We start from the raw sequence: 26338 nt of genomic DNA, 5'->3' as shown, positions 1-26338 counted from the left end.
CGACGACAGTGCGGCAGGACCGGAGACGAAACGCGACACGGCGGCCCGAGGGCCGCCGTGCGATAGGGGGGAGGGCTGTGGTGGACCGAGCCTATTCCGCGGGGCGCGCCACCAGCGAGCGGGTCTCCTCGCGGGCCTCAATCAGCGCCACGCGGATATGGTCGCCCAGCTTGAAGCGCTCCTCGCTCTCCACCTGGATGCGCCCCTCCTTGTCGTCGATGGCCACCTTGTCGCGGTCGCTGTGCAGCATCGGGGCCGGCACGAAGGCAGTGGCGCCGTTGGCGGTGAGGCGCACCCGCATGCCGCCGCGGTTGATGGCGATGATCTCGGCGTCGAAGGCCTCCTGAGCCTCGGCGGCCGGGCTCAGGTAGCGCACGTAGAGCCAGTCCTTGACGTCGCGCTCGGCCATGCGGTTGAGGCGACGGCGCTCGGTGAGCTGCTCGGTGAGCGCCAGGCTCGCCTCGGCCGGCGCCTGCTCGCCCTTGAGCACTCGCTTGATCAGGCGATGGTTGACCATGTCGCCGTACTTGCGGATCGGCGAGGTCCAGGTGGCGTAGGCGGGCAGGCCCAGGCCGAAGTGGGGGCCGGGCTTGGCCGACATGCTGGTGAAGCCCTGGAAGCGACGCAGGCGGGCGTCGAGCCAGGCGTCGTCGCGCCCCTCGAGCTCGCGCTTGAGCTCCCGGTAGCGCGAGAGCTCGGTGAGGGCCTCGCGCTCCACCTCGATCTCCTGGCTGGCCAGGAACGCCTGGGCGGCCTCGGCCTTGTCGTCCTCGAAGGCGCGGTGCACGTTGAAGATGCCGTGGCCGACGTGTTCGGCGAGCAGGTGGGCGCAGCAGGCGTTGGCCGCGATCATCGACTCCTCGATCATGCGGTTGGCGATGCGCCGATGCTCGGTGCGGATATCCAGCACGTTGCCGGCCTCGTCGAGGTCGAAGACGAAGTCGGGGCGGTCCTTGAACACCAGGGCATGCTTCGCGCGCCAGGCGGCACGGGCCTCGGTGAGGTCACGCAGCGCCTTGAGCTGCTCGCCGATCTCCGCCTCCGGCGCCCACTCGCCCTGGCCCTCGAGCCAGTCGGAGACGCGGTCGTAGACCAGCTTGGCCTTCGAGGTCGCGGTGGCGGCGAAGAAGCGGTAATCGCCCAGGCTGCCGTCGGCATCGACCACCAGGGTGCAGGCCAGCACCGGGCGTTCCTTGCCCTCCCACAGCGAGCAGAGGTCATCGGCCAGCTGCTCGGGCAGCATGGTGACGTTCTGGCCCGGCAGGTAGACGGTGAAGGCGCGGGTGCGCGCCTCGAGGTCGGCGGCGTGGCCCTCCTCGACATAGGCGGTGGGGTCGGCGATGGCCACCGTCAGCTCCCAGCCCCCCTCGGCGCGCGGCACGATGCGCAGGGCGTCATCCATGTCGCGGGTCTTCTCGCCGTCGATGGTGAAGAAGGGCTCGGCGGTGAGGTCCTCGCGCGTCAGGCCCTCGTCGCGCAGCGGCCAGTCGTCGCCGGCATCGGGGCACTCCTGCTCCAGGGCGTGGCGGGCCAGGGTCACGCGCCACGGCACCGCCGGGTCGTCGGCCTTGGCCACCAGCTCGTCGATCTGGGTGAAGAAGCCGCGGTCGTCGGGCTTGAGCGGGTGGCGCACCAGCCGCGCCACCACCCAGTCGGCGTCGCCGATGCTCGCCTCGTCGAGGCTGCGCTTGATGCGCGCCTTGAGGACATTGCGGATCGAGGGGTGGTCGGGCACCACCGCCAGGCGTCCCTCGCGCTTCTGCACCCGGGCGATGAAGCGCTCGAGGCCCGGCTCGATCAGGGTGTCGGGCTCGACGCTCTTCTTGTCGCCCTCCTCGTGAAGCACCGCCTCGACGCGATCGCCGTGCAGCACCTGCTTCATGGCGGGGGGCGGCACGAAGTAGGAGTCGCCCTCGTCGGTCTCGAGGAAGCCGAAGCCCTTCTCGGTGGCCTTGATCACGCCCTCGACACGAGGGGTGGTGGAGCGGATCTGTTGCTTGAGCTGGGCAAGCAGGGCGTTGTTCTGCAGCATGATCACGAACGTCTGGCGGGAGGTAGGGGGGCCACTATACGGATTCGCGGGCGCGGCGCCAAACGCCGCGGCGTGGGCCATGGCGAATCAGTGGCTTGGGAAGAGAACGGGGGGCAGGGACACGGGCCGGCGCCGCCGCAGGGACTGCCAGAAGGCCTGCCGGAGTGGCTCAGCGCACCGTGATCACGCTGCACTCGGCGGCGTGGGCCACCTTGTGGGAGACGCTGCCCACCACGAAGCCCTTGAGGTCGCTCAGCCCGCGGCTGCCCATGACGATGGCGTCGACGCCGCGCCGGCGCGCCTCGCCGAGGATGGTGCGCGCGGGGTCGCCCTGGCCGATCATCGTCTCGACCCTGGCCGCGCCCTGCTCGCGGGCGGCCTCGGCGGCACGCTCGATCACCTGCTTGCCGGCCGCCTCGCGCTCCGCGCGGCTGGCCTCGATGGCGATGGCGCCGATGCCCCATACCAGGGTGGTCTCGTGGGCGAGTGTCTCGGGGATATGCAGCAGGTGTAGGGTGCTGTCCTCCTGGCGGGCCAGCTGGCAGGCCACGGCCAGCGCCCTCCTGGCATGTTCGGAGCCGTCGACGGGTACCAGGATGGAGGTGAACATGGCAGGGATCCTAGTGGCGGATGGGAAGAGGCGTGCAGGGGGATACCTCGAGCCTAGCGGGTTTCGCGGGCGAGGTCATGCCGGCTGGCGCCCGGTGGCCTCAACCTTGACCTGCATCAGGCCGCCGCTCGCCTTCCGCCTCCAGGCGGCGCAGCTGCTGCCACAGCTCCCGGCGCAGGTCGGCCAGGCGCGGTGCCTGGCCCTCGGCGAAGGGCAGCGGCCGGGTCAGGCGCTGGGTACGCAGGCCCAGGCGGGCGCTGGTCAGGCCGATCCCCAGCCCCTGGGCGGCGCGGGTGGAGAGGCGCCCGGCGAGGTTCATGGAGAGCAGCTCCATGCCGGCATCGCCGGTCATCTCGGTGGCGCCGGCGAAGGCCATCTGGCGCAGCACCTCGCGCAGCAGCCGCAGGCGCGCCGCATAGCCGAGCTCCAGGCCGTAGAGCCGGCACAGGCGGTCCACCATGGCCAGGCTGCGCCAGGCCACCAGCGCCATGTCCACCAGGGTCAGCGGGCTCACCGCCACCATCACCGCGGTCTCGCCGGACATCCGCGACACCAGGCGGCGTGCCTCGCGGTCGCGGGGGGCCAGCAGGTGGTGGTCGAGCAGGACGAGCAGCTCGGCGCCGCCGTGGTGGGGCTGGCGGGCAGCCAGGAAGGCCTGCCAGTGGGGATGGTCGTCGTGCAGCGCCAGGGCGCGGCGCAGCGCCTGGGCGGTGGCATCGGCCTCGCCGCGGGAGGCCGCGGGCAGGGCGGTCAGCCGCTCGCGCAGCCGGTCGTGGCGGCGCAGGCGACGCAGGCGCCACAGCTCGCTCGCCAGCGCCGAGCCGCCGAGGCCCAGGGCCAGCAGCAGCACCAGGCTCCAGGCGCCAGCCAGCCAGTCGCCGCCGAGGCCCGCGCTGACCAGGGTGAGGCCGGCCTCCACGACGCCCAGGCCCAGGGTGGCGGCGAGCAGCAGTAGCAGTCCCCAGCGACGGCGGCGCGGCCGTCCCAGGTCGGGTGTTGGCCCCGCCTCGCTCGCCGTGTCGCCGGCCACCAGCGCCTGGCTCTCCCGGTCGTGGGCGAAGGCCTCGGCCGGGCGCGGGTCGGCCCCCGGGGCCTCGGTCGGCGGCGCCTCGGGGGCGAAGCGCTGGCCCGGGCGGGGATCCTGGGGGTGGCTCATTGCAGCTTGTCTCCGATCAGCCAGTCGAGGGCGGCATCCATGCGGATATGGGGCAGCGCGCCGCCCTCCAGGGGCAGCGGGCGAAAGGCGGGGAAGGCGAAGCCCTGACGGGCCCAGAAGGCGTCGTCGGGGAGCCGCTCCGGCACCTCGCCGGGGAACAGCAGCAGCGGCTCGCCGTCCAGCCCGGTGCCGCGCAGCGCCGGGGTGCGCCGCCCGTGATGTTCCACCTCGCGCGCCTCGCTTGCGCGGATCGCCGCCACCGACAGGGCGCGCACCGGCACGTCGGCGAAACGCAGGTCCTTGAGCGGCTCGGCCAGCAGCGCCTCGAGCAGCGCCACCAGGCGCGGATGCTGCTCCGGGGTGACGTGGTCGGCCTTGGTGGCGGCGATGGCCAGGCGGTCGATGCGCGGCGCGAAGAGCCGCGAGAGCAGGCTGCGCCGGCCATAGTCGAAGCTCTGCATCAGGTTGGCCAGGGCCCGGGCGAGGTCCTGGAAGCGCTCGGGGCCGGCGTTGAGAGCGCCGAGCAGGTCCACCAGCACGATCTGGCGATCGAAGCGGCGGAAGTGGTCGCGGTAGAAGGGGCGCACGATGTGCTGCTGGTAGTAGCGGAAGCGCCGCGCCAGGGTGGCGTAGTTGCTGGTCTCCGGCAGCGCGGCCAGCGCCTCGGGGTCCGCCTCGGCGATCCCGGGGAGCGGGAAGAACTGCAGCACCGGGGCGCCGGTGAGGTCCCCGGGCAGCAGGAAGCGTCCGGGCTGCAGGTCGGCGAAGCCCGCCTCCCGGGCACCGCGCAGCCCCGCGGCGTAGTGCTCGGCGATCTCGGCCAGGCGTGCCTCGTCGGCCTCGCCGGCGGGGTCGAGTCCGGCCACCGCGGCCTGCCAGTCGGCGAAGTGGGCGGCGCGCTGCTCGCCGCCCAGGGAGGCCTGGCTACGGCACCAGCTGGGGTAGTCATGGGCCAGCAGCGGCAGGTCGAGCAGCCACTCGCCCGGGTAGTCGAACAGGTCCAGGGTCAGCTGGCGGCTGTCGCCCTCGAACCAGCCGGGGCGGGCCGGGCGGTAGCGGATCGTCAGGCGCAGTTCGCTGATGCCGCGGGTGGGCTCGGGCCAGCGCGGCGGTGTCGCCGACAGCGCCGCCATGGCCGGATCGTAGGGGAAGCGCGGCACCCCCAGGTCCTGCTGGTTGACGCGCCGCGCGCCCAGCAGGCGTCCCTCGCGGGCCGCCGGCAGCAGGTCTAGGCGCGCCTCGAGGCCGGCATGGCGCAGCTGGTTGACCAGCGAGGTGAGGAAGGCGGTCTTGCCGGAGCGGGAGAGGCCGGTCACGGCCAGGCGCAGCTGGCGGTCGCGGCCGCGCTCGAGCAGGTCCTTGAGCTCCCGGGAGAGGGGCTGGCGCATGGGCACTCCTCAGCTGCCTAGGAAAAGGCCGTAGAGGGTCGGCGAGGCAGCCAGCAGGAAGCCGGCGCCGGCCAGCACCCGTCCCGGCCAGCGGTAGCGGCTGTAGTGTGCCAGGCTCAGGCCCCCCAGGCAGATCAGCATGCCGAGGATGTTGCAGACATAGGTGATCATCGACCAGACGGGGTCGGGGTTCATGCGCTCGGGCTCCTCGCTTGTGGTGTCACGGCGAGGATGGTATCAGGAGAGCAGGCCCAGCGGCAGCGAACAGGGAGATGCGATGACGACGCCGGAGCAGGTGCTGGCCTTCTGGTTCGACGAGCTCGAGCCGGCCCAGTGGTTTCGCAAGGACCGGGCGCTGGACGACGAGATCGCCGGGCGCTTCGGTGCCTGCCTGGCGGCGGCGCGGCGCGCCGAGCTGTGGGGCTGGCGCGAGACCCCCGAGGGGCGGCTCGCCGAGGTGATCGTGCTTGACCAGTTCTCGCGCAACGTCCACCGCGACACCCCGACGGCCTTCGCGGCCGACCCGCTGGCGCTGGGGCTGGCCCAGGAGGCGGTGGCCCGTGGCGCCGACGCGGCGCTGTCGCCGGTGCGTCGCGCCTTCCTCTACATGCCCTGGATGCACAGCGAGTCTCGGCGGATCCACGACCAGGCGCTCACCCTCTTCGACCAGCCGGGCCTGGAGGAGAACCTGCGCTTCGAGCGACGCCATCGTGACATCATCCTGCGCTTCGGCCGCTATCCCCATCGCAACGCCATCCTCGGCCGCGTTTCCACCCCGGAGGAGCTGGCCTTCCTGGCGCAGCCCGGCTCCTCCTTCTAGCGTTGTCATCACTCACCACTCTCTCGACAAGGAGGCACCATGGGCATCATCGCCTGGCTTATCATCGGCGGGCTCGCCGGCTGGATCGCGGGCCATATCATGCGCGGCGGGGGCTTCGGCATCCTCGGCAACATCGGCGTCGGCGTGGTCGGCGCGGTGATCGGCGGCTTCATCTTCCAGCAGATTCTCGGCATGGGCACCGGTGGCTTCCTCGGTTCGCTGTTCAGCGCCGTGGTTGGCGCGGTGATCCTGCTGTGGGTGATCAGCAAGGTGAAGACGGGGTGACGAGGCGCTAGCTGGACTAAAGTTTACGTCAACGTCATCCAAGAGATAGGCGCCGTTACTGTCGACAGTAACGGCGCCTATCTGCGTCTAACGCGCCGATAATCGCCGCCAAACCGGCCAGAACCGCTCTCCCTGTCGACAATGTCCGCGGCGTCGCGACGCCTGGCGCTGACCCAAAGTCGAATGTTCGCAGCTGCAGCATGCACGTAAAACCTCGGGGCATAACAACAACGATGCGAGGAACCCCAGGTGAATAACCAGAAACGATGAGGACATGACGTGCTGCTGAAACGCCAACACGGTGAGGAACACCCCTACTGGCCGCTGGGCCCCTTCAAGCTCCGCCTGCCGTTCATCCACTTCCGCTGGGAGGTCCCCGAGACCATCCAGGCCCTGGTGATGTTCGTGATCGCCATGGGCATGATCCCGCTGCTCGAGCAGTACCTCGGCGTGCCCTACGAGGTGGCGCTGGCCTTCGTGGTGGTCTGCGGGGTGGGCTTCATGCTGCCACCGCTGCTCGGCGTGCCCTTCATCGCCGGCTGGATCACCCCGGCGATCCCGGTGGTGCTGCTGTTCCTGGGCGACTTCGCGCCGGGCCCGGAGGCGATCCGCGCCATGGTGGCGCTGCAGCTGGTGGTGACGGCGATCTTCCTGTTCATGGCGGTGACCCGGCTGGGCTCGAAGCTGGTCAACAACGTGCCGGACTCGATCAAGGCGGGCATCCTGCTGGGGGCCGGCATCGCCGCCATCAGCGGCGAGATCAGCGAGGGCGGGCGGCTCTACAGCACGCCGATCTCGCTGGGCATCGGCGGCCTGGTGACCCTCTACGTGCTGTTCTCGCTCTCCTTCCGTGACCTCACCGAGAAGCATCGCTGGGCGCGCAACATCGCCGCCTACGGCATGGTGCCGGGCATGCTGGTGACCATGGGCATCGGCTGGGGCGTCGGCGAGTACCCGCTGCCCAGCATCGAATGGGGCGTGGCGCTGCCGGACTTCGCCGGCATCTGGGCCTACCTGCCGTTCTCGGTGGGGCTGCCCGGCGTCGAGCTGCTGCTGGCCGCCGTGCCCACGGCGATCATCGCGTACATCATCGCCTTCGGCGATATCATCGTCGGCCAGAGTCTGATCAAGCGCGTCGACCACCTGCGCCCCGACGAGCGGATCGAGGTCAACGTCGACCGCGTGCACCTGATCACCGGCCTGCGCAACCTGATGCACTCCCTGCTGGCACCCTATCCGGGGCTGGCCGGCCCGCTGTTCACCGGGGCCATGGCCACCGTGGCCGAGCGCTACCGCTACGGCCGCAAGGCGATGGACTCCATCTACGGCGGCGCCTCGGTGTTCTGGATCGTCGGCTTCCTGGCGCTGTTCATGCTGCCGCTGATCACCCTGTTCCGGCCGGTGCTGCCCATCGCGCTCTCCATCACCCTGCTGATCACCGGCTACCTGTGCATCGCCGTGGCGGTGGAGCAGATCCGGAACGCCACCGCCATGGGCGTGGCCGGCATCATGGGCGTGGTGTTGGCCACCCACGGTGCCGCCTGGGGCCTGGGCGTGGGGCTGGTGCTCTACTTCATGATCGAGCACCGCCAGCGAGGGGCCCGGGAGGCGGAGGAGCAGGAGCCGATCCATGTCGAGGACGACATGGCGGTGGAGGCCGAGCCGGAAGCGGCGACCCGCTGAGCCCTCTCCCCTCGCACCGTCGGTGCCATGACGGGCCGCCCTCGGGCGGCCCGTCGTCGTGGTGGTGCAGGGCAAGGGCGCCGGCTCAGGGCAGGTGGCCGGTGTAGCACGTCGGGTCGTCGCTGATGGCGGCATCCACGCCCCAGCCCCAGCGGTTGGCGAAGGCCGCCGGGTCGTTGGGGGTGTAGCAGAGCAGGGCGTAGCCCTCGGCCTTGACCGCGGCGGCGCCGCGCCGGCTGAGGCGGCGCCAGTCGGCGTGCACGCCGAAGGCGGACACCGCCTCACAGCGGGCGCGCCAGTCGCGGGTCATCCCCTCGAAGAGCACGCCCAGCGCCAGGCGCGAGGGCGGGGCGATCTCCCGGGCGCAGGCCAGGGCGTCGTCGTCGAAGGAGGAGACGATCAGCCGCTCCGGGGGCAGGGCGTCCAGCGCCTTGGGCAGCGCCGATTCCACCAGGGCGGCGGCACTGCGCCCGCGGTTGACCTTGAGCTCGAGGTTGAGGCCCATGCCGAGTTCGGCGATCAGCGCCAGCATCTCGGCCAGGGTGGCGATGCGCTCGCCGCGGAAGGCATCACCGAACCAGGCGCCCACGTCGAGGCGGCGGGCGGCCGGCAGGTCGAGCTCGGCCAGCCGGCCGCGGCCATCCGAGCAGCGCAGTACCGTGGCGTCGTGCCAGATCACCGGGGTGCCGTCGCCCAGCAGCTGGACGTCGAGCTCGACCCAGTCGCAGCCGGCGTCGTGGGCGGCGCGCACCGCGGCCAGGGTGTTCTCCGGGGCATGGGCAGACAGGCCGCGATGAGCGAGGAGGCGGGGGAGGGCGATGTCGGGGTGGGGCATGGGCCGTCTTCCTTGTCAGCGGGGGGCGTCACCGGCGGCGAACCTGCCGCTAGGAGCCTGTCGGGTTTGACCGATCGTAACGAGAGATTCGGATTTCGAGACAAGTTTATCGATCTGATGAGGCGAATAGCGTGCTATTTAACGAATCAGATCGATGAAATTGGCCGAAAGACCGGATCTCGCAGTAGATCAGTGTTAAGCCCGACAGGCTCCTAGCCTATCGCCCTCCGCCGCGTCCTGGATATGGTAGGCTGCGCGTTTTTTCGACCCTGGCGATGGCGCCATCGGCGCCGCGTGGAGACCGAGATGAGAGTCGTGCATATCAAGAACCCCCGTCAGCGCGAGGCCTGCCTGGCCCGGCTATGCGCCGAGGCCTATGGCTATGAGGCGGGGCTGCGCCCGCTGGCGACCTTCGCCGGCACCCAGGGGGTGCTGATCGAGCAGGAGGCGGCCCGGGTGCTGGCGCTGGTGGATGACCACTCGCGCCCGGTGGCCCTGGCGCTGCTGGTGCTGGATGAGCTGGGCAGCGGCATGACCGTGATGCTGCTGGCCGAGCTGGAGCAGGAGCGGCAGGGCGTGGTGCGGCCGGCCGAGCGGCTGGTGGCCGAGCTGGCCCGCAAGGCCCCGCTGCGCGTCGATGCCCGGGACGCCGAGCAGGAGGCACGCTTTCGCGCGGCGGGGATCTCGCGCTGGCTGGACGGCAAGGCCGGTGTGCGCATCGGGTTGGGCCCTCGCCATCCGGCCGGCTCCCTGGACGACCTGCCGCGGACGCTGACCTTCGACGAGGCGGCGGTGATCCACTCCTTCAAGCAGGACCGCGAGCAGTTCGACGACTACAAGGCGCGCTTCCTGCGTGGCCTGGAAGCCTTTCCCACCACGCTCTGACATTGGCATGACTTGACCCTGCCGGGCCATGGCGCTTGACTGGAGGGTCCATCCAGCAGGCAGCACAAGGAAACACCCTTCATGGCCAAGCGCATCCAGTTTGCCCGTACCGGCGGCTCCGAGGTCCTCGAACTCGTCGACGTCACGCCGGCGGAGCCGGGGCCCGGCGAGGTTAGGGTCGCCAACCGCGCCGTCGGCCTCAACTTCATCGACATCTACTTCCGCACCGGCCTCTACCCGGCGCCGTCGCTGCCCTCGGGGCTGGGCACCGAGGGGGCCGGCGTGGTCGATGCCGTGGGCGAGGGGGTGACCCACCTCAAGCCGGGCGATCGCGTCGCCTATGCCCAGGGCCCGCTGGGGGCCTACGCCGAGCTGCATACTTTGCCCGCCGCCAAGGTGGTGGTGCTGCCCGAGGGGATCGACTTCGAGACCGCCGCGGCGAGCATGCTCAAGGGTCTCACCGTGCAGTACCTGATGCGCCAGACCCACCGCCTCGAGGCCGGCGAGACCATCCTCTGGCACGCCGCCGCCGGCGGGGTCGGCTCCATCGCGTGCCAGTGGGCCAGGGCACTTGGCGTCAGGCTGATCGGTACCGTCAGCTCCCCGGAGAAGGCGGCGCTGGCCGAGAAGAACGGCGCCTGGGCGACCATCGACTACACGAAGGAGGACGTGGTCGAGCGGGTGCGCGAGCTGACCGACGGTGCCATGTGCGATGTCGTCTACGACTCGGTGGGCAAGGACACCTGGGAGACCTCGCTGGACTGCCTCAAGCCGCGCTCGTTGATGGTCAGCTTCGGCAACGCCTCAGGCGCCGTGGAGGGGGTCAACCTGGGCATCCTCAACCAGAAGGGCTCGCTGTTCACCACGCGTCCCAGCCTCAACGGCTACGCCGACACCCGCGAGCGCCTGGAGGCGATGGCCGCCGAGCTCTTCGAGATGCTCGAGAGCGGCAAGGTGACGGTGGATATCTCAAGTCGCTACCCGCTGGCCGAGGCCGGCAAGGCCCAGGACGCCCTGCAGGGCCGTCAGACCACCGGCTCCACCATCCTGTTGCCCTGAAACCGCTCCAAGGCACAAGGATCAAGCCGCAAGGAAACCCCTTGTGGCTTATCCGTTCTCCACATAGGCGCCCATCGCCCGCATCCGCGACTCGAAGCTCGCCACGTTGTCCACCAGCGCATCCGGGCCGAAGGCCACGCACTCGGCGAGCAGGGTCTCCACCAGGGTGATGGCGGAGAGGATCGACGGGAAGAAGTGCGGGGTGGCGTTGGCCACCGGGAAGGTCAGGGTGGCCCCCGGCACCAGCGGCGAGCGCAGGGTGTCGGTGATGACGATGGCGCTGACCCCCGCGGCCCGGGTGATCTCGAGCGCGCGCATGGTCTCCGCGCAGTAGGGCTCGAAGCCGAACACCACCACCACGTCGCCCTCGCCATAGGGCGCAAGCTCGGTGAGCAGCCCCCCCTCCTGGCCGCGGATCAGCTGGATATTGGGCATGGCGATGCGCCCCACATAGGCGAAGTGGTAGGCGCAGGCGAAGGTGTCCCGGAACCCCACCACGGCGATCCTGCCGGCCTGCAGCAGCAGGCGGGCGGCATCGCGTACGCGTGCCTGGTTGTCGGCGGTGAACAGCCGGCCGATGTTGTCGAAGGCGGCGTCGCCGACATCGAGGAACACCTGGTCATCGGTCTGGCTGGCCAGGGTGCGCAGCTGGCTGGCGCGCCCCGAGAGCTCCACCGGGCCGGCCTGCACCGCCGACTGGAACACTTCACGGAACTGCTCGTAGCTGTCGAAGCCCAGCCGCTTGGCCAGGCGCACCAGGGTCGAGGCGGTGACCTCGGCGGCGGCCGCCGACTTGCGGATCGACTGGAAGGCGATCTCCACCGGGTGCTCCAGCACATAGCCCGCGGCCAGCTTGAGCTGCGGGCTGAGCTCCGGGTAGGCCTCGGCGAGCTCGCGGTTCACCGCATCCAGGCGGTTCGGGCCGGTGTCCAAGGGAGCCGGGTCGGATTCCAGCACGGGCGGTCTCCTGGGGTGGTGAGGGACGGATCGGGGCGCGCATTGTAACCGATCGAACCGACCCTTGAGTGAAACATCTGTTCCCCCTGGGCGTTTTTATCGGCACGGACGTATTGACTACGGTACGACCCTTGGCTAGCATGCCGGCAAAACAAGCGTGTTGGAAATTTTCCAATAATGACACGTTTGTTTTCAGTGGCGGCAAGGTCCGCCGCCCGTTATCGATCGTCGTGTCATTCATCCTCACCACGCCGGAGCGCCTTCGCCACCATGAGCCATGCCGCCTCGTCAGACCCCGAAACCCTCATCCTGCGCCGTCACGGCCAGGTGCAGGAGATTCGCCTCAACCGCCCCCATCGACTCAACGCCGTGACCCAGGGGCTCTACGACGAGCTGGGCGACGCCCTGACGGCGGCCGAGCAGGATCCCGAGGTGCGTGTCGTGGTGATCACCGGCGAGGGGCGCGCCTTCTGCGTGGGCGCCGACCTCAAGGAGCACAAGGCGGGGCGCACCGCCTTCGATCGCCGCCAGTACCTGCAGGGCGAGCAGCTCGTCTGCAAGCGCCTGATGGAGATGCAGACCCCGGTGATCGCCGCGGTGAACGGCTACGCCCTGGGCGCCGGTGCCGAGATCGCCATCGCCGCCGACTTCCTGCTGATGGCCGACAGCGCCCAGCTCGGCCTGCCCGAGGTCTCCATCGGCAACTTCCTGGGCGGCGGCGTCACCTGGCTGCTGCCACGCCTGGTGGGCCTGGCCAAGGCCCGCGAGCTGGTGTTCCTGGGCGAGCGCATCGACGGCGCCGAGGCGGTGCGCATCGGCCTGGCCAACCGCCACTATCCCGATGCCGACTTCTTCGCCTCGGTCCTCGCCTTCGCCGAGCAGGTGGCCGCCAAGGCGCCCTTTTCCATGGCGCTCGCCAAGGAGCAGCTGACCCTGTCCGGCGAGCGCACCCTGGACGCCTGCCTCACCGCCGAGCTCGAGGGCATGATGTTCGTCGGCACCACCCGCGACTGGCAGGAGGGCGTGGACGCCTTCGCCGAGAAGCGCGCGCCGCGCTTCGAGGGCCGCTGAGCCCCGCCCTCCCTGGACACTTTTCCGCCCGGCGGTGGCCGGGCTTCGACCACTCTCCATCGGCCATGAGGCCAAGGTCAGCCAGCACATGAATCCCATCGAAGGACACCTCCCGACCCGCAGCCCGCTGCATGACATCCTGGCGCCCTCCGGCATCGCCGTGGTGGGCGCCTCCGCCGACCCCACCAAGCGTGGCTACAAGGCCATGGTCGGCCTGATCAAGGACGGCTACCGGGGCGAGATCTACCCGGTCAATCCCAAGGCCGACATGATCCTCGGGGTCAAGGCGTGGCCCTCGGTCACCGCCATCCCCGGCAACCCGGAGCTGGCGCTGCTCTGCACCCCGGCAGCCACGGTGCCGGGGTTGATCGCCGAGTGTGGGCGGCGCGGCATCAAGGGCGCAGTGATCCTGGCCAGCGGGTTCGCCGAGACCGGCGAGGAGGGCGCGGCGCTGGAGCGCGAGATGATGGAGAAGGCCCGCGCCCACGGCGTACGCATCATCGGCCCCAACACCTCGGGCATCTTCAACCTGCACCACAGGGTCAACCTGCTGTCGCTGGACAACGTCAAGCCGGGCGATGTCGGCATCATCTCCCAGTCCGGCAACATGCTGCTGTCGCTGGCGCTGGAGGCGCAGCACAACGGCCAGGTGGGCTTCTCCACCTACGTCGGCCCCGGCAACCAGAGCGACATCGGCTTCAACGACTACCTGCGCTACCTCGGCGAGGACCACCACACCCGTGTCGCCACCCTCTACGTGGAGGGCTTCCGCGACGGGCGCAAGTTCCTGGAGGTGGCCCGCGAGGTCGCCGCCATGAAGCCGGTGGTGGTCTACAAGTCCGGCTCCACCGCGGCGGGCCAGAAGGCCGCCAGCTCGCATACCGGGGCGCTGGCCGGCAGCTACGCCATGACCGTGGACCTGCTCAAGCAGTCCGGGGTGAGCGTGGTGCACCAGTCCGACGAGATCCTGCCGGTGGCCGAGGGGCTGGGGCTGTTGCAGAAGGCGCGCGGCAAGCGGGTAGCGGTGATCTCCGACGGCGGCGGCCAGGCCACCATCGCCTCCGACCGCCTCTCCGAGGCCGGGCTCGAGCTCGCCGAACTCTCCGAGGCGACCCGGGCGAAGCTGCGCGAGGTGCTCTTCCCCCAGGCCTCCACCGTCAACCCGGTGGACGTGGCCGGCTCCACCGACGCCAACCCCTCGCTGCTGGCCACCTGCATGGAGATCGTCGCCGCCGACGACAACGTCGACAGCGTCTTCCTGGTGGGCATGTTCGGTGGCTACAGCCTGCGCTTCGCCGAGTCGCTGCTGGGCGACGAGATGCGCGGCGCCGAGGCGATGGTGGACCTCTCCAAGGCCACCGAGAAGCCGCTGGTGATCTACAGCCTCTATACGCCGGTCAAGCCGCCGGCGCTGCGCCGCCTTCACGAGGCGGGGCTGCCGGTCTACGCCTCCATCGAGCATGCCGTGCGAGTGCTCTCGGCGCTGGGCGAGCGTGGCCAGTACCTGGCACAGGCCCGGGGCCAGAGCCGCGAGCAGAGCGTCGAACCACGTCCTGAGCTGACCGCCATGTTCCATGCGGCCCGGGCCGAGGGGCGCGACCTCTTCGAGTACGAGGCCAAGCGGCTGCTGCGCGAGCACGGCATCGAGGTGCCGCTGGAGCTGGTGGTAAGGAGCGAGCAGGAGCTGACCGACGCCGCCGGTCGGTTCGGCGAGACGCCGCTGGCCATGAAGGTGGTCTCCAAGGATATCCTCCACAAGTCCGACGCCGGTGGCGTGAGGCTCAACCTGGTGGGCGAGGCCGCCATGCACGAGGCCCGCGAGGCGATCCTCGCCTCCTGCCGCGCCTACGACGCCAGCGCCGAGATCGAGGGGGTGCTGGTCACCCCCATGGCGAAGAAGGGCGTCGAGGTGATTCTCGGGGTAATCCGCGACCCGATCTTCGGCCCGGTGCTGATGTTCGGCCTCGGCGGCATCTTCGTCGAGATCCTCGAGGACGTGGCCTTCCGCTCGATCCCGCTCAGCCGCCAGGATGCCGAGTCCATGGTGGAGCAGATCAAGGCCAAGAAGATCCTCGGCGGGGTACGCGGCGAGAAGCCGGTGGACAAGGCGGCGCTGGTCGACCTGCTGATCAAGGTCTCGCGCATCGTCGAGGCCTACCCGGCGCTCTCCGAGCTCGACCTCAACCCGGTGATCGTCAACGCCGATGGCTATGCGGTGGTGGATGCCCGAGTTATCGTCGAGCGTGACAGCGAGACAACCGACAAGGATGCCGACGCATGAGCCAGCAGCCGCAACTGACCGATGCCCGCCTCTCCCTGGAGGGGCGGGTCGCCACCCTCACCCTGGACCGCCACGATGTGCGCAACGCCCTGACCGGCACCGCCCTGGTGGACGACATCATCGCCGTGGCCCAGTGGGTCAACGCCTGTGACGACGTCTCGGTGCTGGTGATCACCGGCGCGGGCAGCGCCTTCTCCGCCGGCGGCAACGTCAAGGACATGGCCAATCGCGGCGGCGACTTCGCCGGCGACGTCGCCGAGGTCTCGGCGCGCTACCGCCGCGGCATCCAGCGCATCCCGCTGGCGCTCGCCGAGGTGGAGGTGCCGATCATCGCCGCCGTCAACGGCCCCGCCATCGGTGCCGGCTTCGACCTGGCCAACATGGCGGATATCCGCATCGCCTCGCGCAAGGCCAAGTTCGGCGAGACCTTCCTCAACCTTGGCATCATCCCCGGCGACGGCGGTGCCTGGTTCATGCAGCGCCTGATCGGCTACCAGCGCGCCTTCGAGCTGACCCTCTCCGGGCGGGTGATCGATGCCGAGGAGGCCAGGGAGTACGGCATCGTGCTGGAGGTGTGTGATCCCGAGGCGCTGATGGAGAGGGTGGGCGAGCTCGCCACTCGCATCGCCGCCCAGCCGCCCAAGGCGACACGCCTCACCAAGCGGCTGATGAAGATGGCGCAGCGCACCGAGCTCAAGGACTTCCTCGACCTTTGCGCGGTCTTCCAGGGCGTGTGCCACAACGAGCCCGAGCACCTGGAGGCGGTCAACGCCATGCTGGAGAAGATGGCAAAGTAGCCACTTTGCTCGAGGCTGTTCCGGCGAAAGGCCTACGAGGGGGCGCTGTGAATACCTCCCTGTACGCTACCGATGCCATCCCTGGCATAGGACCCCCTCTACGTCCTTTCCCCGGCGCCTCTCGCAGCATACGGCGGGTCTTCTCGTTAAGGAATGACTTAGCTGTCCATCGCGCCCGGCCTCGGCCGGGCGCGCGCATTTCAGAAGAAAACACTTGTGTAATACGGGGCCGCCTGGCGATGCTGGAGAGACCCGATCTCACAAAGGGGTGAACCGATGGCCGACAGCACCCTGGTCTTCCTCGTGCTCGGCGCGACCCTGGCCGCCTTCGTCTGGGGCCGCTTCCGCTATGACCTGGTGGCGCTGGCCGCGCTGCTCGGCTCGGTGATGCTGGGCCTGGTGCCCGGCGACGAGGCCTTCCTGGGCTTCGGCCACCCGGCGGTAATCACCGTGGCCGCGGTGCTGGTGCTGAGTCGCGCCTTCGAGCACTCCGGCGTGGTGGACGTGATCGCCGACCAGGTGCTCAAGGTGGGGGAACGGCTCTTCCTGCAGCTGGCGGCGCTCACCGGTACCGTGGTGGTGCTCTCCGGCTTCATGAACAACGTCGGGGCGCTGGCGTTGCTGCTGCCGGTGGCCATGCGCCTGGCCCGGGAACACGACACCTCGCCGTCGCTGCTGCTGATGCCGTTGGCCTTCGGCTCGCTGCTTGGCGGGCTTACCACCCTGATCGGCACCCCACCCAACATCATCATCGCCAGCTACCGCGGCGACGTCACCGGCGAGGGCTTCGGGCTGTTCAGCTTCACGCCGGTGGGGGCCACGGTGGCCCTGGCGGGGCTCGCCTTCATCCTGCTGATCGGCTGGCGGCTGGTCCCCCAGCGGGCCGGCAAGGCCTCTCTGGATGCGATGTTCGACACCGCCCACTACCTGGTGGAGCTGCGCGTCGACGAGGACTCCAGGGCCAACGGCCTGAGCCTGCGCGAGCTGCAGCAGGAGCTGGAGGAGACCATCCCGGTGCTGGCCGTGGTGCGCGACGACAGGCGCCGGGCCGGCCACGCCTTCTTCGGCACCCTCCGGGAGGGCGATATCCTGCTGATGGAGGCCGGCCCCGAGGAGATGAAGCTGCTGGAGGAGAAGGCCGGTCTGAGCCTGGGCCAGGACGCCGAGGAGGAGCCGCAGGAAGAGCAGGAGGAGGCGGGCAGCGAGGCGGAGGGACATCGTGAGGACGCAACCCGGGATCCGGCCGAGAAGAAGGCAACAGGGAAGGGCGAACGAAAAAAGAACAAGGAAGAGAAGCGCGGCGTGGACACCGAGGGACTGCAGCTGATGGAGGCGGTAGTGCGCAACGACTCCATGATGGTCAACCGCACCGTGACCCAGCTGCGTCTCCACAACCAGTTCGGCCTGCACCTGGTGGCGGTGGCTCGGGACGGCGGGCGCCTCAAGCAGCGCCTGCGCGAGATCCGCTTCCGTCCGGGGGACGTGCTGCTGCTGCAGGGCGGCGAGAGCGAGCTCGCCGAGAGCCTGACGACCCTGGGTTGCCTGCCCCTGGCCCGCCGTGACCTGCAGCTCGGCCAGCCGCGCATGTTGCTGGTGTCGCTGGCCATCTTCGCCGCCGCCATCCTGGCCATCCTCACCGGAGTGCTGCCGGCGGCGGTGGCGCTGGCCACCGCCGCGCTGGTCTCGCTGCTGGTGGGGGTGCTGCCACTGCGCGAGGGCTATCAGGCGATCGACGGCCCGGTGATTGTGCTGCTCGGCGCCATGATCCCGGTGGGGCAGGCGCTGGAGACCAGCGGCGGCGCCGCGCTGATCGCCGAGGCGATGCTCGCCTGGGGCAGCGAATGGCCGGTGGTGGTCACCCTGACCGGCCTGTTCGTGGTCACCATGATGCTCTCCGACGTGGTCAACAACGCCGCGGCGGCGGTGCTGATGGCGCCCATCGCCGCCAGCCTGGCCAGCGGCTTCGAGGTCTCCCTGGACCCCTTCCTGATGGCGGTGGCGATCAGTGCCTCCTGTGCCTTCCTGACCCCCATCGGCCACCAGTCCAACACCCTGGTGATGGGGCCCGGCGGCTATCGCTTCGGTGACTACTGGCGCATGGGACTGCCTCTGGAGGGGGTGATCACCCTGGTGGCGATCCCCATGATCCTGCTGGTGTGGCCGCTTTGAATCAGCGGCAGAGTGCGAGAGGCGCCGGGGAAAGGACGTAGAGGGGGTCCTATGCCAGGGATGGCATCGGTAGCGTACAGGGAAGTATTCACAGCGCCCCCTCGACGGTCCGGCGCCCCGGGGCCTTTCGCCGGAAAAGCCTCGAGCAGGGTGGCTTAAGAACTGCACGCCCCGGCACTGGGCCGGGGCGTGGGGTTGGCAGGGATGAAAGCCGTCAGGCGGCGTGGTGGCGCAGCACCTTGGACTTGTCGGTGACGAAGGCGTCGTACTCGAAATCGTCCACGCTGAGCAGCTCCAGCACCCGGGCCTCCCGTTCGCGCATAAAGGTGGCGTCGTCTGCCGAGATTAGTCCAGCCTCCAGCGCGGCCTCTATCCGCTGCTCGGGGTGCAGCGCCTCCGCGGGCAGCTCCCCCTTCGCATAGGCCTTGTTGACGGTGCGGTAGAGGGCCTCGGCGCGCTCCTGGGTGGCCAGCAGGGCGTTGTACTGCGCCAGCGGGTTCGGCTGTGCGCCGTCGTCGGTGCTCCAGGTGTTGGCCAGCAGCTTGGTGCGCAGGGCGCTCTCCCGGGAGACCGCCTGGGCGATGCGGCGGGCTAGGTCGTCATGGGGGCGCTTGAAGCGCCTGCCCCGGGGCATCACCACCCGGCGCAGCAGGTGGGCCAGTGCCCGGTGGGGCAGGTTGTCGAACAGCTCGTCCAGGGCCTGCTCGGCACGGCCCAGCAGGAGCTGGCAGCTGTAGTGTAGCAGCGCCGCCTCGCCCTCGACCTTGTCCCCCTCGTGCCACTGCTTGAGCACCATGGAGGTGAGGTAGAGGTTCGACAGCACGTCGCCGAGGCGCGCCGAGAGCATCTCGCGCAGCTTGAGGGTGGCGCCGAGGCTCGCCATGGCGGCGTCGGCACAGAGCCCGAAGCCGGCGGAGAGCCGGGCGACCTCCTGGGCGTAGCGCTCGGCCTCGCCGTCGAAGGGCACCGCCGGGCGGCCGAGCCCGAGCCCCTGGGTGAGGGCGCGGGCGGCGTTACCGAAGATCAGCCCGGCGTGGCCGAAGAAGGCGCGGTCGAATGCCTGAAGGTCGTCGGCGTCCCTGGCGGCCAGCTCCTCGAGCACATAGGGATGGCAGCGGATCGCCCCCTGGCCGAAGATCATCAGGTTGCGGGTCATGATGTTGGCGCCTTCCACGGTGATCGCCACCGGGTTGGCGCTGTAGCCGATCCCCAGGTAGTTGCGCGGGCCGAGCGTGACCGCCTTCCCGCCGTGGATATCCATGGCGTCGCCGAGGATCTGGCGCTGGAACTCGGTGAGCTGGCTCTTGAGGATCGCCGAGGGCACCGCCGGTTTCTCGCCGCGGTCGATGGTGTTGGCGGTCTGGTAGACCGCCGCCTGGGCGATATAGCCCAGCGCCGTCATGCGCGCCAGGGGTTCCTGGACCCCCTCCATCTCGGCCACCGGCACGTTGAACTGGCGACGGATACGGGCGAAGCCGCCGCTCCAGCCGATGGCGTAGCGGGCGGTGCCGGTGGCGCCGGAGGGCAGGGTGATGCAGCGGCCGATGGAGAGACACTCCACCAGCATGCGCCAGCCCTGGCCGATCATCTCGGTGCCGCCGATGATGGTGTCCAGCGGAACGAACACGTCCTTGCCCTTGATCGGGCCGTTGAGGAAGGGGCTGCCGATGGGGTGGTGGCGACGGCCGATCTCCATGCCCGCGGTGTCGCGGGGAATCAGCGCCAGGGTGATGCCGCGGTCCTCCTCGTCGCCCAGCAGCTTCTCCGGATCGAAGAGCCGGAAGGCCAGGCCCACCACGGTGGCGATGGGCGCCAGCGTGATCCAGCGTTTCTCGAAGTTGAGGCGCACCCCGAGCACCTCCTGGCCATCCACCATCTGCCGGCAGACCACGCCGGTGTCGGGCAGCGAGGTGGCGTCACTGCCGGCGCGGGGGCCGGTGAGGCCGAAGCAGGGGATCTCACGGCCGTCGGCCAGCCGCGGCAGGTAGTGGTTCTTCTGCTCGTCGGTGCCGTACTTGAGCAGCAGCTCCCCCGGGCCCAGGGAGTTGGGCACGCCCACGGTGACCATCAGGGTCTCGTTGATGGCGAGCTTCTGCAGCACCAGGGACTGCGCCTTGGCGGAGAAGCCCAGGCCCCCGTACGCCTTGGGGATGATCATCCCGAAGTAGCGCTCGCGCTTGAGGTGGTCCCAGAGTTCCTGGGGCAGGTCGGCGCGCTCCTTGGCGATCTCCCAGGCGTTGCACATGCCGGCGGCCACCGAGCATTGGTGATCGATGAAGGCGCGCTCCTCGTCGGTGAGGCCGTCGTCGCGGGCGTCCAGCAGCGCCTGCCAGTCGGGCCTGCCAGTGAAGAGCTCGCCGTCCCAGGCCACGCTGCCGGCCTCGAGCGCCACGCGCTCGGTGTCAGAGACCTTCGGCGAGACCTTCTTGAACATCGCGAAGAGGCGCGGGGTCAGCCACTTGCCGCGCAGGGTCGGCAGGCCGGCCGCGGCCACGACCGCGGCCCCGGCGAGCAGGATGACGCCGAGCACCGCAGAGGCGGCGACCAGGCTTGCCAGGCCGGTGACGGCGAGCACCGCCAGGGCAGGCAGGGCGCCCGCCTCGCGGCGCATCACCACGAGAAGGCCGACGATGGCCGCAAGCAGCAGGATCAGGGTGAGCATGGGGTGACTCCGGTTGTCGTAGATGCCAGGATTCGAACATCTGTTTGAATTCTTGCAGACTAGCCCATCTCGCTGCAACCGGCCAGCGGCACGACTCTTGGCTAAGGCGTTGGAGAGGAGCGAGAGGCGCCTGTCGCCGGATAAGCTTCGAGCGTGGTAGTCATCTGCGGCTAAGTGCCATCCAAAAAAACGCCCCGCGCTGCAGTGGCAGGGCGGGGCGTTGTGGACAGCGAGGGGGTGGCGCTATCCCTCGAGGCGACGCTGCGGCTCGCCGCGGGCGGGGGCGTCGCCCGCCACATGGTAGGGGGCGTCGCTTGGCGGCAGCGGCTCGCGGCCGCGGATGCGGTCGGCGATCTTCTCCGCGAGCATGATGGTCGGGGCGTTGAGGTTGCCGGTGGGAATCAGGGGGAAGAGCGAGGCGTCCACCACGCGCAGCCCCTCGACGCCGTGCACCCGACCCTGGCCATCCACCACGGCGTCGTCCCCTTCGCCCATGCGGCAGCTGCCGCAGGGGTGGTAGGCGGTCTCGGCGTGGGCCTTGACGAAGGCGTCCAGCTCGGCATCGGACTGCACGTCCGGCCCCGGCGAGATCTCCCGGCCGCGGTAGGGATCGAAGGCGGGCTGGGCGATGATCTCCCGGGTCAGGCGGATGGCGTCGCGGAACTCCTGCCAGTCCTTGTCGGTGGACATGTAGTTGAACAGGATGCTCGGCGCCGCCTCCGGGTCCCGTGACGTCAGGCGGATGCGCCCGCGGCTCTCCGAGCGCATGGAGCCGACGTGGGCCTGGAAGCCGTGGGCCTGCACCGCACTCTTGCCGTTGTAGCTGATGGCGATGGGCAGGAAGTGGTACTGCAGGTTGGGCCACGCCTCCTGGTCGTTGGAGCGGATGAAAGCGCAGGACTCGAACTGGTTGCTGGCGCCGATGCCGCGGCCGAGGAACAGCCACTCGGCACCGATCTTCGGCTGGTTCCACCACTTCAGCGCCGGGTAGAGGGAGATCGGCTGCTTGCACTCGTACTGAATGTACATCTCCAGGTGGTCCTGGAGGTGGGCGCCGACGTTGTCGTTGACGTGCACCGCCTCGATCCCGAACTCGTCGAGCACCTCGCGGGGCCCCACCCCGGAGCGCTGCAGGATCTGTGGCGAGGCGATGGCACCGGCGCACAGCAGCACCTCGCGCCGGGCCTGCACCCGCTGCGCCTGGCCGCGACGGCGGTAGCGCACGCCCACCGCCCGCTTGCCCTCGAACTCGATGACGTCGGTGATGGCGCGGGTCTCGATGGTGAGGTTCTCGCGCGGCTTCGCCAGGTCGAGGTAGCCGCGGGCGGTGGAGGCGCGCCGCCCGTTGGGCGTCACGAAGCGGTCCATGGGGCCGAAGCCCTCCTGGCGGTAGCCGTTGACGTCCTCGGTCTCGGCGTAGCCGGCCTGCTTGCCCGCCTCGATGAAGGTGCGGTAGAGCGGGTTGTTGCCCTCTTTGGGCGTGGTCACGCTCACCGGCCCGTCGCCGCCATGGTAGTCGTTCGGGCCGATATCGCGGCTCTCGGCCTTGCGGAAGTAGGGCAGGCAGTCGGCGTAGGTCCAGTCCTCGAGGCCCGGCGCCTTGGCCCAGTGGTCGTAGTCCAGGGCGTTGCCGCGGATGTAGCACATGCCGTTGATCAGCGAGGAGCCCCCCAGCCCCTTGCCGCGGCCGCACTCCATGCGCCGGCCATCCATGTGCGGCTCGGGGTCGGTCTCGAAGGCCCAGTTGTAGCGCTTGCCCTGCAGCGGGTAGGCCAGGGCCGCCGGCATCTGGGTGCGGAAGTCGAGGCGGTGGTCGGGGCCGCCGGCCTCGAGCAGCAGCACCGAGACCTCAGGGTCCTCGGTGAGGCGGGTGGCGAGCACGTTGCCGGCGGAGCCGGCGCCGATGATGACGTAGTCGAATTCACGGATCTGGGACATGGAGTCTCCCGAGGCAACTTCTTACTGGGCGTCTCCGGCGGCAGGCATCGCGAGGGCGTCAGGAGCGGCCCCTCGCGACGGTCTGCCCCGGCGCCCCTGACGGGTGGGGTAGGCGGGTAGGTGACGTCAGGCCTAGAACACCGATTCGAAGGGGCCCATCTCCACCTGCACCGACTTGGTCTGGGTGTAGTGGGCCAGGGTCTCGAGGCCGTTCTCGCGGCCCACGCCCGACTGCTTGACCCCGCCCACCGGCATCTCGGCAGGGGACTCGCCCCAGGTGTTGATCCAGCAGATGCCCGCCTCGAGGCGGTGGATCACCCGGTGGGCGCGGTTGAGGCTCTCGGTGAAGACCCCGGCGGCCAGCCCGTAGTGGGTGTCGTTGGCGCGGCGGATCACCTCCTCCTCGTCGTCGAAGGCCAGTACTGCCATCACCGGGCCGAAGATCTCCTCTCGCACGATGCGCATCTCGTCCGTGCAGTCGGTGAACACCGTGGGCGCGGCCCAGGCGCCGTTCGCCCGCTCGTCCTCGTTCCAGGCCTCGCCGCCGGCCAGCACCCTGGCGCCTTCCTGCCTGCCCAGCGCGATGTAGGAGAGCACCTTCTGCTGGTGCTCGAAGCTCACCAGGGGGCCGAAGTTGACGCTGGGGTCCAGCGGGTCGCCGGCGCGGATGCGGGCCACGCGCTCCTTGATCCTGGCCTCGAAGTCCGCCTTCACCGAGCGCTCGACGAAGACCCGAGTACCGTTGGTGCAGATCTGCCCGCTGGAGTAGAAGTTGGCCATCATGGCGGCGTCGGCGGCGCGGTCAAGATCGGCGTCGGCGAAGACTACCAGCGGCGACTTGCCGCCCAGCTCCATGGTCACCTCTTTGAGGGTGGAGCCACCCGCGGCGGCCATCACCTTCCGGCCGGTGCCTACCTCGCCGGTGAAGGAGACCTTGTCGATGTCGGGATGCTCGGTAAGCAGGGCGCCCACCTCGCCGGCACCGTGGACCACGTTGAAGACGCCGTCCGGCAGGCCCGCCTCGCTGAGGATCTCGGCCAGCTTCATGGCGGTGAGCGGGGTCACCTCGCTGGGCTTGAAGACCACGGCGTTGCCGGCGGCCAGCGCCGGGGCGGCCTTCCAGCAGGCGATCTGGATGGGGTAGTTCCAGGCGCCGATGGCGCCCACCACGCCCAGCGGCTCGCGGCGGGTGTAGACGAAGGAGTCCTCGCGCAGCGGGATCTGGGTGCCCTCGATGGCGGCGGCGAGGCCGGCGTAGTACTCCAGGGCGTCGGCGCCGGTGACGATGTCCACCGCGGCGGTCTCGCTGATCGGCTTGCCGGTGTTGCGGGTCTCCAGCTCGGCGAGCTCGTCGTTGCGCTCCCGGAGCAGCGCCACGGCGCGCTGCAGGATGCGCCCGCGGGCCATGCCGCTCATGGCGGCCCACTCGCGCTGGCCGCGGCGGGCGGCGGCCACGGCGGCATCGATGTCGGCGGCACAGGCCTGCTGCACGCGGGCCAGCAGGCTGCCGTCGTAGGGGTTCACCACCTCGAAGGTCTCGCCGGCGGTGGCGTCCACCGGGCGGCCGTCTATGTAGAGGGGCAGGGGGGATGAGATGGCCATGGGGCGTCTCCTCAGTGAACGGGATGGGGAGCGGCGTCGAGCAACTGGTCGAGGGTGGCCAGCGCGGTGCGGCGGGCCGCCTTGGCGTCGAGGCCCTCGGGGGTCAGGGCGCCGCGCAGCCACAGGCCGTCGATGACGGCGGCCAGGGCCTGGGCGGCGCGGTGCGCCTCGTCGCGCGGCATCAGGCGGCGGAACTGGGCGCACAGGTTGGAGTGCAGGCGGCGGTCGTTGACCTGCTGCAACCGCTGCAGCGCCGGCTTGTGCATGCTGCTGGCCCAGAAGGCGAGCCAGGTCTTGGCCACCGGGCCGGTGACCTGGCTGCGGTCGAAGTTGCCCTCGATGATCGCCTGCAGCTGCGCCCGGGGCGAATCGTCCGGCCGGTCGCGGCGGCGCGCGGCCACGGCGTCACCCAGGTCGCTCAGGATCCGGCGCATGGTCGCCTCCAGCAGGCCGTCCTTGCCGCCGAAGTAGTGGCTGATGATGCCGGCGGAGACCCCGGCATGACGGGCGATGCGCGCGACCGTGGCATCGGCCAGGCCGACCTCGTCGATGGCCGCCATGGTCGCCTGGATCAGCTGCTGGCGGCGGATGGGTTCCATTCCAACCTTGGGCACCGTCGAGCCCTCCCTGTTTGCGGATGACTTGCCACCACACCGGTGGGTGCGGTTAGGATAGGACAGCTTGCCATTTTTTTATTGAACGTTCAATCAATAAAGGAATGGCAATCGCCGACTATACTCAAGTTCCTTCCAAGGAGGTTACGCCATGAACGCATCCCCCCTGACCCGCACCATGACGCGCCGCATGAGCCTGGGCCTGGGCGCCGCCACCCTGGCGCTGAGTGCCGCCCCGGCGCTCGCCCAGGAGGGCGAGAGCTGCGCCACTGTCCGCTTCGCCGAGGTTGGCTGGACCGACATCACCGCCACCACCGCCCTGACCACCGAGGTGCTGGAGGCGCTGGGCTATGACACCCGCATCGACACCGTCTCGGTGCCCATCGCCTACCAAGGCATGAAGAACGGCGACTTCGACGTCTTCCTGGGCAACTGGATGCCCTCCATGGCCTCGATCAGCGATCCCTACGTCGAGGATGGCAGCGTCGACCGCCTGGACGCCAACCTGGAGGGGGCCAAGTACACCCTGGCGGTGCCCCAGTACGTCCACGATGCCGGGGTCACCTCGGTGGCCGATCTCGCGGAGCATGCCGAGCGGTTCGACAGCAGCATCCATGGCATCGAGGCCGGCAACGACGGCAACCAGCTGATCCAGCAGATGATCGACGACGACGCCTTCGGTCTGGGTGACTGGCAGCTGATCGACTCCAGCGAGGCGGGCATGCTCGCCGAGCTCAGCGCCCGGGAGCCGGACCAGCAGTGGATGGTGTTCCTGGGCTGGGAGCCACACCCCATGAACACCAACTTCGACATGGCCTACCTGGAGGGTGCCGATGACTATTTCGGCCCCAACCTGGGCGGTGCCACCGTCTACACCAACACCCGCGGCGGCTACGTCGAGGAGTGCGGCAACGTCGGTGCCCTGCTGGCAAACCTCGAGTTCACCCTCGAGATGGAGAACCAGTTGATGGGCGAGATCATGGACGAGGGCGAGGACCCGCGTGATGCCGCGCGCGCCTACCTCCAGGCCAACCCCGAGGTACTCGAGGCGTGGCTCGAGGGCGTCGAGACCCGTGACGGCGAGGCCGGCCTGCCCGCGGTGCGCGAGGCGCTGGATATCGCCTCCTGATCGGATCGACGCGGGCTTGCCAAGCGGTGGGCCCGCGTGCATAATGCGTCTCCATTGCTCGGCCACGGCCGGGCAATCGCGTGAAAAGGCTACGTAGCTCAGTTGGTTAGAGCACATCACTCATAATGATGGGGTCCCCTGTTCGAGTCAGGGCGTAGCCACCAGGATCCCAGCAGCGCCCGCCCGGCATCGCCAGGCGGGCGCTGTGCGTTACAGGGCGGGGCGAGGCAGGATGATCGACCGCGGTCCTTGACCTGGCAGAGCGGATCCGTATACTACGTCCCGTGTTCGAGGTCGTTCCCGGATAGCTCAGTTGGTAGAGCAAGTGACTGTTAATCACTGGGTCGCAGGTTCGAGTCCTGCTC

At 69.7% G+C, this 26338-nt stretch carries 21 protein-coding genes and 1 tRNA gene; 11 read left to right on the top strand and 11 right to left on the bottom strand.

Annotated features, from left to right (window positions below):
* Positions 1–91: 91 nt before the first annotated feature.
* From BLP95_RS15755 to BLP95_RS15735, 5 genes are all read right to left on the bottom strand, one after another.
* Positions 92–2032, bottom strand: coding sequence for an exoribonuclease II (locus BLP95_RS15755; RefSeq protein ID WP_089680992.1), 1941 nt, complete (start codon positions 2030–2032; stop codon positions 92–94).
* Between the two features lie 169 nt (positions 2033–2201).
* On the bottom strand, positions 2202–2642 hold the full coding sequence (locus tag BLP95_RS15750; protein WP_089680990.1) for a universal stress protein: 441 nt from the start codon (positions 2640–2642) through the stop codon (positions 2202–2204).
* Positions 2643–2742: 100 nt separating this feature from the next.
* A complete protein-coding gene (locus BLP95_RS15745; protein ID WP_089680988.1) occupies positions 2743–3798 on the bottom strand; it encodes a YcjF family protein in 1056 nt (351 codons plus the stop codon).
* Positions 3795–5186 (bottom strand): YcjX family GTP-binding protein, encoded by a 1392-nt coding sequence (locus BLP95_RS15740; protein ID WP_089680986.1) that lies wholly within the window; start codon positions 5184–5186, stop codon positions 3795–3797. The genes BLP95_RS15745 and BLP95_RS15740 overlap by 4 nt, the downstream gene beginning before the upstream one ends.
* Before the next feature lie 9 nt (positions 5187–5195).
* On the bottom strand, positions 5196–5381 hold the full coding sequence (locus tag BLP95_RS15735) for a hypothetical protein (RefSeq protein ID WP_089680984.1): 186 nt from the start codon (positions 5379–5381) through the stop codon (positions 5196–5198).
* 82 nt (positions 5382–5463) lie between these two features.
* Here BLP95_RS15735 and BLP95_RS15730 point away from each other — a divergent pair, with 82 nt between their 5' ends.
* From BLP95_RS15730 to BLP95_RS15720, 3 genes are all read left to right on the top strand, one after another.
* Positions 5464–6006: a DUF924 family protein gene (locus BLP95_RS15730; protein WP_089680980.1), complete on the top strand. Its 543-nt coding sequence runs from the start codon at positions 5464–5466 to the stop codon at positions 6004–6006.
* 39 nt (positions 6007–6045) lie between these two features.
* Complete coding sequence (locus BLP95_RS15725; RefSeq protein ID WP_023007283.1) at positions 6046–6291, top strand: GlsB/YeaQ/YmgE family stress response membrane protein; 246 nt, start codon at positions 6046–6048, stop codon at positions 6289–6291.
* Between the two features lie 279 nt (positions 6292–6570).
* Positions 6571–7974 (top strand): xanthine/uracil/vitamin C permease, encoded by a 1404-nt coding sequence (locus BLP95_RS15720; protein WP_089680978.1) that lies wholly within the window; start codon positions 6571–6573, stop codon positions 7972–7974.
* 85 nt (positions 7975–8059) lie between these two features.
* On the opposite strand, the gene BLP95_RS15715 is transcribed toward BLP95_RS15720, so the two are convergent.
* The gene (locus BLP95_RS15715; RefSeq protein ID WP_089680976.1) at positions 8060–8809 is read right to left on the bottom strand and encodes a glycerophosphodiester phosphodiesterase family protein; all 750 of its coding nucleotides are present in this window, start codon (positions 8807–8809) and stop codon (positions 8060–8062) included.
* A 306-nt stretch (positions 8810–9115) separates the two neighbouring features.
* On the opposite strand from BLP95_RS15715, the gene BLP95_RS15710 reads away from it, so the two are divergent.
* Together BLP95_RS15710 and BLP95_RS15705 are read left to right on the top strand one after the other, a co-directional pair.
* Positions 9116–9694, top strand: a complete 579-nt coding sequence (locus BLP95_RS15710) for a hypothetical protein (protein ID WP_089680974.1) — start codon at positions 9116–9118, stop codon at positions 9692–9694.
* A gap of 81 nt (positions 9695–9775) precedes the next feature.
* Positions 9776–10753 (top strand): NADPH:quinone reductase, encoded by a 978-nt coding sequence (locus BLP95_RS15705; RefSeq protein WP_089680973.1) that lies wholly within the window; start codon positions 9776–9778, stop codon positions 10751–10753.
* A gap of 48 nt (positions 10754–10801) precedes the next feature.
* Here the strand turns inward: BLP95_RS15705 and BLP95_RS15700 are convergent, their stop codons facing one another.
* Positions 10802–11710: a MurR/RpiR family transcriptional regulator gene (locus BLP95_RS15700; protein WP_245678780.1), complete on the bottom strand. Its 909-nt coding sequence runs from the start codon at positions 11708–11710 to the stop codon at positions 10802–10804.
* Positions 11711–11980: 270 nt separating this feature from the next.
* On the opposite strand from BLP95_RS15700, the gene BLP95_RS15695 reads away from it, so the two are divergent.
* The 4 genes from BLP95_RS15695 (at position 11981) to BLP95_RS15680 (ending at position 18028) form a co-directional block, all read left to right on the top strand.
* Entirely contained in the window at positions 11981–12781 is an 801-nt protein-coding gene (locus tag BLP95_RS15695) for an enoyl-CoA hydratase/isomerase family protein (RefSeq protein ID WP_089680971.1), read from the top strand.
* An 88-nt stretch (positions 12782–12869) separates the two neighbouring features.
* Complete coding sequence (locus BLP95_RS15690) at positions 12870–15062, top strand: acetate--CoA ligase family protein (protein WP_089680968.1); 2193 nt, start codon at positions 12870–12872, stop codon at positions 15060–15062.
* Positions 15059–15859, top strand: coding sequence for an enoyl-CoA hydratase-related protein (locus BLP95_RS15685; RefSeq protein WP_089680966.1), 801 nt, complete (start codon positions 15059–15061; stop codon positions 15857–15859). Before BLP95_RS15690 ends, BLP95_RS15685 begins: the two co-directional genes overlap by 4 nt.
* A gap of 276 nt (positions 15860–16135) precedes the next feature.
* A complete protein-coding gene (locus tag BLP95_RS15680; protein WP_089680964.1) occupies positions 16136–18028 on the top strand; it encodes an SLC13 family permease in 1893 nt (630 codons plus the stop codon).
* A 214-nt stretch (positions 18029–18242) separates the two neighbouring features.
* Here BLP95_RS15680 and BLP95_RS15675 read toward each other — a convergent pair whose 3' ends face one another.
* The 4 genes from BLP95_RS15675 to betI all read right to left on the bottom strand — a co-directional run bounded on the left by BLP95_RS15675 (position 18243) and on the right by betI (position 24844).
* A complete protein-coding gene (locus tag BLP95_RS15675; RefSeq protein ID WP_089680962.1) occupies positions 18243–20690 on the bottom strand; it encodes an acyl-CoA dehydrogenase in 2448 nt (815 codons plus the stop codon).
* Between the two features lie 243 nt (positions 20691–20933).
* Positions 20934–22628 (bottom strand): choline dehydrogenase, encoded by a 1695-nt coding sequence (betA, locus tag BLP95_RS15670; RefSeq protein ID WP_089680959.1) that lies wholly within the window; start codon positions 22626–22628, stop codon positions 20934–20936.
* 132 nt (positions 22629–22760) lie between these two features.
* Positions 22761–24230 (bottom strand): betaine-aldehyde dehydrogenase, encoded by a 1470-nt coding sequence (gene betB, locus BLP95_RS15665; protein ID WP_089680958.1) that lies wholly within the window; start codon positions 24228–24230, stop codon positions 22761–22763.
* An 11-nt stretch (positions 24231–24241) separates the two neighbouring features.
* Complete coding sequence (betI, locus tag BLP95_RS15660; protein WP_176760315.1) at positions 24242–24844, bottom strand: transcriptional regulator BetI; 603 nt, start codon at positions 24842–24844, stop codon at positions 24242–24244.
* A gap of 151 nt (positions 24845–24995) precedes the next feature.
* Between betI and BLP95_RS15655 the strand changes: the two genes are divergently transcribed.
* Positions 24996–25973 carry a choline ABC transporter substrate-binding protein gene (locus BLP95_RS15655; protein ID WP_245678779.1) on the top strand — a complete coding sequence of 326 codons (978 nt, stop codon included), beginning with the start codon at positions 24996–24998 and terminating at the stop codon, positions 25971–25973.
* 87 nt (positions 25974–26060) lie between these two features.
* Positions 26061–26137, top strand: a tRNA-Met gene (locus tag BLP95_RS15650).
* The last annotated feature ends 201 nt before the right edge of the window (positions 26138–26338 follow it).

This window comes from Halomonas shengliensis, assembly GCF_900104135.1.
In the GTDB taxonomy this organism is placed as follows: domain Bacteria; phylum Pseudomonadota; class Gammaproteobacteria; order Pseudomonadales; family Halomonadaceae; genus Halomonas; species Halomonas shengliensis.
The sequence above is the reverse complement of the archived record's forward strand: the minus strand, read 5'-3'. Positions and strand labels throughout refer to the sequence as shown.